Raw genomic sequence first — 7,781 nt, 5'->3', positions numbered from 1 at the left:
GATGGCTTTGAGTTTCGGCGAACAGCGTAACAACGGCACGATTTCGCTATCCCAAACGTCGGCAAAGGGATTTGTCCGCGTCCGCCAATCGCGTTCTGGTTTCTGCGAGGGCAACTCGGTCGCTTTGGTTACGCGGCGAGCCGTACGCACGCTCATACCTGCTTTCGCGGCGGCAACTTCCTGTGTGTGGTCTTTGCGCTTGGTCATGTAGAGATGAACCTGTCGATCGGTGATGTGGGTTCCAGACATTGGCGAACTGCTCTTTAGCTGCAGTCGACCATCCTATTCCCCGCCGAATCAGCGCTGCCGGTGGTTCGTCGTCTACGGCGGCTACGCCGCCTTCGACACCTCACCGCCGGCCATCATAGTTGTCGCAAAAGCGGACTTCCCAATTGTCGCGCACCAACGAAAATGGTGTCCGGCTCGCGATCGAAGACCTGAACGCAAAGAAAATCCGCATCGGCGGACAGCCAGTCACATTCGTGCTTGATTCTCAGGATGACGCCGCCGATCCCAAGACTGCGGTGACCGTTGCTCAGAAACTCGTTGATGACCGGGTATCGGGTATTGTCGGGCATGCCAATTCCGGTACGTCGATTCCCGCTTTCAAGATCTATTCGGATGCAGGCATCCCCATGATCACTGAATCTGCAACCAACCCGAAGTTGACCGCCCAGGGATACAAGACCGTGTTTCGCATGGTCGCTAACGACGTCCGGCAAGGGACTGTCATTGGCACCTATCTCGTGAAGGACCTGAAGGCCACGAAGGTTGCGATTGTCGACGATCGCACGGCCTACGGACAGGGCCTGGCCGATGAAGTAGAAAAGGCAGTCAAGGCTGCTGGCGGTACCGTTGTAGACCGTGAATATGGAACTGACAAAACGACTAACTGGATGGCCGTTCTCACGACCATCAAGAGTCACGTTCCCGACGGCATCGTATTCACGGGCGGAGATACCCAAGCCGCAGCGTTCGCGCAGCAAGCTCAGCGTCTCGGGCTGAGGGCCAAACTGATCGCGGGCGACGAGGCATGCACGCCTCAATTCATCAAGCTCGCAGGTACATCCATGAATAGCGATACGTACTGCACACTTGCTGGAGTGCCTCCCTCGAAGATGCCCCAGGGCGACGCGTTCTTCAAACGCTATCAGCAGCGATTCGGCGTGCAAGTGCAACTTTACGCACCCTATGCCTATGACGCGGTGATGGCGATGGTCGGTGCAATGCAGGCTGCGGATTCAACGGACCCGAAGGTCTATCTGTCAAAACTTCAGGCTCTGAATCTGGACGGCGTGACCGGCCCAATCCAGTTCGACGATAAGGGCGACATCCGAAATGGGGCAATTACGGTTCGGCAGTTCGGCCAGGGCGACTGGCAGGATCGGAGCGTCGTCCGATAAGAAGCGTGGTTGGCATTGGGACAGCATGCGAGCCGCTGGCGACGGCATTGAAAACGAATCGGGGTTGAGGGCTGGCGACGGCCCGGTTGTTTCCGCCTTCGCGTCTTTCGATCCTCAGACCCCGGAATCATTCATCCAGCTCCACAGGCACGTTCAACCCGACCTTCACGCGGCTCATGCTCACCAGTGTCTTGAAGCGCTTCACGTTGTTATTGGCGAAGAAAAGCTGTCGGGTAAGGTCGTTGTATTGCTCCATGTTCCGCACTGTCAGGATAAGCACGAAGTCCCATTCGCCAGCGACGTAATAGCACTGCTGGATCTGCGGACACAGTTCGAAGGTCCGCTTCATCGTGTCCAGAAGGTCGATCTGTTCGCTCTCGACTTCTACGGTCGTCACAATAGTAAGAGGGCAGCCAACTTTCTCCGGCGAAACGACCGCCGTGTACCGGTCTATCACGCCGTCGTCGGCCATACGTCGCAGACGGCGGTTGACTGCGGCGGTGGACAGATTCACCCGGGCACCCAGCTCGTTCTGAGGGGTATGAGCGTCTCGCTGGACTTCAGCCAGCAGCTTGCGGTCGAAGACATCGAGAGCAACGGCCATGGTTTTGCGTCCAACCTCAAGTAGATAAATCTTTGCGTCACGTAGGCAAGTTCAATAACCAAGCTGCGAATTTGACGCAATATTATTTACCTATCAAAGGCACGTCAAGGAGTCCTTTACCCGTGGGGCTTTGTCGAGGACCTGCCGGATATCACATTCACTCCTCGCATTTCACATCGGGCTTTGGCACAACGATAATGACCGGATATGTCCCGTGATCGAGTTCCACGCGCGCAACCACGGCCATGGTCGCGCTGTCGATGTCGTCGTCGTACACGCTGACTTTTTCATGCTGGAGGCTTGTGATGCCGGTACAGGCAGACGCGCGACCCTCGTCGGAGACTTGGCATTGGATCGGGTTGTCCGCAAGGAAGCGATATTTGTCTCTGTCGGGGGTCGCAAGGTAATCATGAACGCTTTGTGCCGATCCACCGACGCCGGTGACATACCCAATGGCGCACTGTTGTTTGGGGGTATCGCTGCCCGCGGGGGTGTCGGCTATCGCGGCCGTGCTTGCGGTCGAGATGACCGCCGCGAGTGTCAATGCAAAGAGGTATCTCATGGCGCAATTCACGGTTGTCGGATCGAAGTGCTGGATTGTAATGGCATCTTGCATCAGGTACCCGCCATCCCCGACCCGATCAGCGTTTAATCAGCATCGACAATACCGCGCTCGCCGCGCACAGCCCCGCCACAATCGGAAAGATGATCGACGTATTACCCGTTGAATCAATCATGTGGCCGATGACCGGCTCACCAATGCCAGCAAATATATAGGACATGGTATTGAGGACACCCGTTGCAGTGCCCGCCACGCGACGTCCAAAGATGTCTGGACAGAGCGCCCAGAACGAGGACGCCGGCCCGAAGACAAAAAATCCGCAAAGGAACAGCAGGGCAATCGCGAACATGCTTGCGTGCGGCACGAACATCATGACGATCGCGGTCGTTGAAGCCAATACCATGTATGCGACGATCGCGACATAGCGTCTTCCCTGAAACAGCACGTCGGAAATCCAGCTGTTCGATAGTGAGCCAAGCGCCATCCCTACCGGCAACGCGACAGTGATCCACTTCGGATCAATCAGCGCTGACGACGTCTTCCAGTCCATGCCGAGAAAATGTACCGGCACCCAGACGACTAAAGCGTATCGTGCGGCGTTCTGAAAACCGATGGCAAGCCCGGTGATATAAAGCCTCCAGTTTCGCAGCACGAGTCCATATCGCTGTGCGCTCGTCAAATCATCCTGCACCGCCAACGGCAGGATGTCACTCGCAGGTTCAACGCTCTTGAGATGCTTGTCTTCGGGACGCTCCGATACAAAAATCAACAAGACCAGTGCGCCGAGTAGCATCGACAGGGGAGCCAGTCTAAAAATCCAGATCCAGTCGAGATGCATCGTGCCGAGAATGAGAACGGGAAAAACATAAGCGAGCACGGAAGAAAATCCGGAAAATCCGATATATACGCCGTACACAAAACCGCGATGTTTGTGATCCCACCAGTTCGACAGCAAGCGGCTGCCCGGCGCGAAACCCATTGACTGAAAGTAGCCGTTCGCGCCCCATGCAAGTAGAAAAAACAAGAATGTGTGGCCGAAGCTGAAGACCCAGTTCGCCGCAAGCGAGAGGATCGCACCGGCGATCATCATTGCCTTGCCACCGAGTTTATCGCCCAGATTGCCGTTGATGAATTGGCCACCGGCATAACACCACAACATCGTTGCGCTGATCCAGCCAATTTGGTATTTCGACAAGCCGTAATCATGCTGGATGCCGGAGACCGCAAAGCCAAGGGTCTGGCGGCCGGTGTAGTAGAAGAGATAGCAGAACGTCACCCCTATGAGCGCGCGCCATTTGTACTGGTTGAAGGTGGCGCTTTGCAATGTTGGTTGGCATTGCAAAGTATTGGGTGTATCTGAGGGCATATCTGTCTCCGTGCGGCGCGCAGTCTTCGCTGCGCTAGCCGGTTACTTGATCAACCGAGGTGGTTGAGCGCGATATCGATAACGTCGAAATTACGCAAACGACGGGCACTATCAACGTCAACTACCTTGCGGTTGAAGATGAGCGGCACTTTTTGCTCGGACACGCCGCCGTGCGAACGCAACGGCACGGTCAATCCGGACAAGTCATGTTTGTCGGCAGCGCTTCCGAGTACCGTCAGCCGCTCTCCGAGCACCACGAGGTCACCTATCCGATCTTCAGGCACTTCGAACCGCTGGCTAGCTTGCGAGCGCGTAAATACCGCCTCGACACCAGCAATCCCAGCGAGGAAATCCGTGACGTCGCGCCGGCGTTCTGTGTCGTGCAAGTAAATCGTCGCATAAGACCCAAGCGCGCCATGATGTACCACATAGGGATCTGTGATCGGCAGGATGACGCGGGCGAACTGCGCCCCGTATCGGGCGTCCAGAAGGTCTTGCAAAAATACGATGTTTGGACGGCCTATCGCGTCGGTCTTGGCATTCATCCCGTGGTCGGCCGTGATTGCCACTACCGCGCCTTCGTCGTGATAACGCTTGAAGTAGCCGTCCATCATCGCGTAGAACGCATTGGCTTCCGGCGTGCCTGGCGCGTACTTGTGCTGTACGTAATCGGTTGTTGATAAATACATCAAGTCAGGGCGCTCGTGGGTCAGTAACGAGAGTCCTGCGGCAAAAACAAACTCCGAAAGCTCCGCGCTGTACACGGGAGGTACCGGCATGCCAACCCTTGCTACGATATCCTCAATACCGTGCTCACCCAGGTTCACCTCGTCGGCCTTTTCAGCCGAAAAGCAGATACCTTTGAGCTGATGGCCGAGCAGGCTGCGCAGCTTATCCTTTGCAGTCACCACCGCGACACGCTGACCCGCCCGGGCCATCTCGGCCAAGATAGTCGGCGCGCGAAGATATTTCGCGTCGTTCATCAGGACCTCCTCTTTCGCCTCCTGATCAAAAAAGAAGTTTCCGCAGATGCCGTGAACGGATGGCGGCGCACCGCAAACGATCGACAGATTGTTCGGGTTGGTGAACGACGGAACCACGCAGTCTCCTGTCAGTACCGAGCCGAACGCGGGCAGCTCGGCGAGAAACGGAGCCTTCCCTGCTTGAATGGCCTGATTGATGTATTCCTGTTCGCATCCGTCGACGCAGACAACAATCGTCGGAGCCGACGGCAGTCGATACGATCGGGAATTAACGTTGATAAGTTCAGTCATGGATCACCTCGCTTGTTGAGCTGATCTCAGCGTATGATGAGACGCGTTCTCACACAATCGCTAAAAAGTAGCCGTATCTGTGCATAAAGCTCACACATGAGACAAAAGCTTCCCCCGCTTCACGCGTTGCGCATATTCGAAGTGGCGGCCCGTGCAGGGAGTTATTCGGCCGCCGCCCGAGAGCTGAACCTCACTCACGGCGCGGTCAGCCGGCAAATCGCGAGTCTCGAGGAGTGGCTTGGTCAGCCGTTGTTTGTGCGCGAGGGGCAAAGCATGGTGGCGTCTCCTCATGCCCGGGCGCTCGCCCGCGAAATCAGCGCTGCGTTCGATCACATTGCGGACGCCGCGGAACGCTATGGAAAGAACCGGCATGTAAAGGTCATCCGAGTCAGCGCATCGGCCACGGTCGCGATGCGCTGGCTGATCCCCCGGTTGCCACTATTCGCTCAGGCATGCCCGGAGGTGGACGTGCGTGTGTCAACCGTGCTCTCCACGGAGCCTGCGTTCAGGGGAAGCTTCGACGTTGCAATACGGCGGGACGTACCCAGTGGTGGCCAATTTCAGGCATGGCCGCTGTTTCGAGAATCGAATACCGTGATCGCGAGTCCGTCTCTGCTCGCCCGTTCGGGCATCAGGACCGTTGAGCAGCTTGCCGCCGAGACTTGGCTGTCGACTGAAACCCGCCCGGGCGATTGGGAAGCGTGGATTGAAGCCGCGAGCCAATCCACGCTTCGAGCAAGTCGAACGTTACGGTTCGACCATTTTTTTGTAACCTTGCAGGCGGTAGTCGATGGGCTCGGTTTCGGTATAGGGCCCTTTCCTACGCTTGACGCCGATTGCACAACCGGCCGGCTGCAGAAGCCATTTCCCGCTTTGCTCTCGCCGGGCTCAACCTACTACGCGTTGGTGCCGCTTGACGCTGACAAGCCGGTCCATATGAGAGCGTTTGTCGACTGGCTTCAATCAGTCAGCACGAAGGAGAAGTGAATCGCATTGCCTGTAGCGTGAGCGCGGATAGGCTCGGCGGGTTCTCAGCACGCAATTTCAACCTTGTCCCTTGATCCGGCTCCGATGCGCCGCTTGCTTCGCCCGGTTGCCGCAAGCCGCCATGCTGCACCAGCGTCGCGCATGTCCTCGCGTGTGATCGGCGAACATCAATGTGCAGGTCGGACCTTCGCAGGCTTTCACGTGCGTGAAATCCTCCTCGCAAACAAGCTTCGCCAGGATTTCCCCGATTGGCAGAAGCAGTGACTCCGGCGAACTCCAACGTCGTGAGCGTTCAAACGTGAAGGCACCCGTCGCCGCATGTTCGTGAGCGACGATTTTCCCAAATGCGTCATCACGTGCGAGCAGCAGGTTCAGAGGCTCCAGCTCACGCAGATCCGCAGCCTCAAGCGTTCTGCCCATGCGATCACGCACGAACACCCTGAACCATTCACGCAGACTGCGCGCCTGATCCGCCAGGCGATCCAACTCGCCTGGCATGGCGCGCTCGCGCATCGTGCGCAGCACTTGTGCGGGCACCAGCTGCGACTGCTCGAGCCAAGCCAGCAGGCCCTCGCCATCGGCGATCCAGTCGATCGGGATGTCGACGGGCGTAGCCACTGAATTCAAAAAATCCAGGCCAGCCGAATCGGCTATGAACATCGCGGGAAATGGCTGGGGCATTGGCTACCTCAAGGTGGATGAAAATAACCTTCTCAAAGACTATTGACAGGTTACCACATCATCGAATAACCTTTCCGAATGCATTAGAAGGGTTACTTGAATTGTTGGCCAACTTGCAGCAACGGAGTTCGCCTTCACGTGAATTTTCCTCTGAGAAAGGAGACGAAAATGTCTGAAAGCGATGTGAAAGTGGTGCTCGTACCCGGGGCCTGGGCCGATGGATCAAGCTGGAGTAAAGTCATCACTGGACTCCAGTCAAATGGTGTTAGTGCGGTTACTGTCCCTGTGCCATTGACAACCTTGGACGACGACGTTGCGGCACTCGACCGAACCCTGGAACGGATTGACGGGCCTGTTGTGCTGGTGGGACACGCCTACGCTGGCGCGGTCATTGGTGCCACGCGCAATCCCAGGATCAAGGCGCTGGTCTACATCGCCGCGCTTAGCCCCGCCGAGGGAGAAACGGTAGCCGATGTGTTCTATCGAAACGAGCCGCACCCCACAGCGCCCAAGCTCGGTCCTGATAACCATGGCTTGATCTGGTTGCCCCAGGAGGCGTTTGCCGCGGCCTTTGCACAAGACGCATCGGCGCAAGAGTTGGCGGTGTTGGCTGCCGTCCAGCGCCCGATCTCGCCGGCTTGTATCAGCGTTCCCGTAGGACGTCCGCTTTGGAAGGACGTGCCGAGCTGGTATTTGCTGGCCGAGCAGGATCACATGATCGTCGCCGAGACCCAGCGCTTCATGGCTGAGCGTATGAAGGCGCGGGTGAGCGTGCATCCGGTCGACCACACACCGAGTGTCACGGCACCCGGTTTCGTCGTTGATGTGATTCTTCAGGCCGTGCGTGAAGTTCGCGTCTGATAGACCCGAAGGCTTCGTACCCGCCACAGGGTTGCATGAATTC

8 protein-coding genes and 1 pseudogene are annotated in these 7,781 nt (G+C 57.2%); 3 read left to right on the top strand and 6 right to left on the bottom strand.

Going from position 1 to position 7,781, the window contains the following annotated elements:
* Positions 1 to 249 (bottom strand): annotated as a pseudogene (locus BSU04_RS47260) (IS21 family transposase); the annotation flags it as partial.
* A 143-nt stretch (positions 250 to 392) separates the two neighbouring features.
* On the opposite strand from BSU04_RS47260, the gene BSU04_RS41740 reads away from it, so the two are divergent.
* Positions 393 to 1,403: a branched-chain amino acid ABC transporter substrate-binding protein gene (locus tag BSU04_RS41740; RefSeq protein ID WP_256983882.1), complete on the top strand. Its 1,011-nt coding sequence runs from the start codon at positions 393 to 395 to the stop codon at positions 1,401 to 1,403.
* Between the two features lie 127 nt (positions 1,404 to 1,530).
* On the opposite strand, the gene BSU04_RS41735 is transcribed toward BSU04_RS41740, so the two are convergent.
* The 4 genes from BSU04_RS41735 to phnA all read right to left on the bottom strand — a co-directional run bounded on the left by BSU04_RS41735 (position 1,531) and on the right by phnA (position 5,209).
* A complete protein-coding gene (locus BSU04_RS41735; RefSeq protein ID WP_089166041.1) occupies positions 1,531 to 2,007 on the bottom strand; it encodes an Lrp/AsnC family transcriptional regulator in 477 nt (158 codons plus the stop codon).
* A gap of 157 nt (positions 2,008 to 2,164) precedes the next feature.
* Entirely contained in the window at positions 2,165 to 2,569 is a 405-nt protein-coding gene (locus BSU04_RS41730; RefSeq protein ID WP_089166045.1) for a hypothetical protein, read from the bottom strand.
* 79 nt (positions 2,570 to 2,648) lie between these two features.
* Positions 2,649 to 3,935 carry an MFS transporter gene (locus BSU04_RS41725; RefSeq protein WP_089166040.1) on the bottom strand — a complete coding sequence of 429 codons (1,287 nt, stop codon included), beginning with the start codon at positions 3,933 to 3,935 and terminating at the stop codon, positions 2,649 to 2,651.
* A 50-nt stretch (positions 3,936 to 3,985) separates the two neighbouring features.
* The gene (gene phnA, locus BSU04_RS41720) at positions 3,986 to 5,209 is read right to left on the bottom strand and encodes a phosphonoacetate hydrolase (RefSeq protein ID WP_089166039.1); all 1,224 of its coding nucleotides are present in this window, start codon (positions 5,207 to 5,209) and stop codon (positions 3,986 to 3,988) included.
* Positions 5,210 to 5,305: 96 nt separating this feature from the next.
* Between phnA and BSU04_RS41715 the strand changes: the two genes are divergently transcribed.
* On the top strand, positions 5,306 to 6,196 hold the full coding sequence (locus BSU04_RS41715) for a LysR substrate-binding domain-containing protein (protein ID WP_089166038.1): 891 nt from the start codon (positions 5,306 to 5,308) through the stop codon (positions 6,194 to 6,196).
* 57 nt (positions 6,197 to 6,253) lie between these two features.
* Here BSU04_RS41715 and BSU04_RS41710 read toward each other — a convergent pair whose 3' ends face one another.
* Complete coding sequence (locus BSU04_RS41710; RefSeq protein ID WP_089166037.1) at positions 6,254 to 6,877, bottom strand: CGNR zinc finger domain-containing protein; 624 nt, start codon at positions 6,875 to 6,877, stop codon at positions 6,254 to 6,256.
* Positions 6,878 to 7,045: 168 nt separating this feature from the next.
* On the opposite strand from BSU04_RS41710, the gene BSU04_RS41705 reads away from it, so the two are divergent.
* On the top strand, positions 7,046 to 7,738 hold the full coding sequence (locus tag BSU04_RS41705) for an alpha/beta fold hydrolase (protein ID WP_089166036.1): 693 nt from the start codon (positions 7,046 to 7,048) through the stop codon (positions 7,736 to 7,738).
* Positions 7,739 to 7,781: the final 43 nt, after the last annotated feature.

The sequence above is a fragment of the Caballeronia sordidicola genome (assembly GCF_002220365.1).
In the GTDB taxonomy this organism is placed as follows: Bacteria; Pseudomonadota; Gammaproteobacteria; order Burkholderiales; family Burkholderiaceae; genus Caballeronia; species Caballeronia sordidicola_C.
This window is presented reverse-complemented; position numbering and strand designations above follow the sequence as displayed.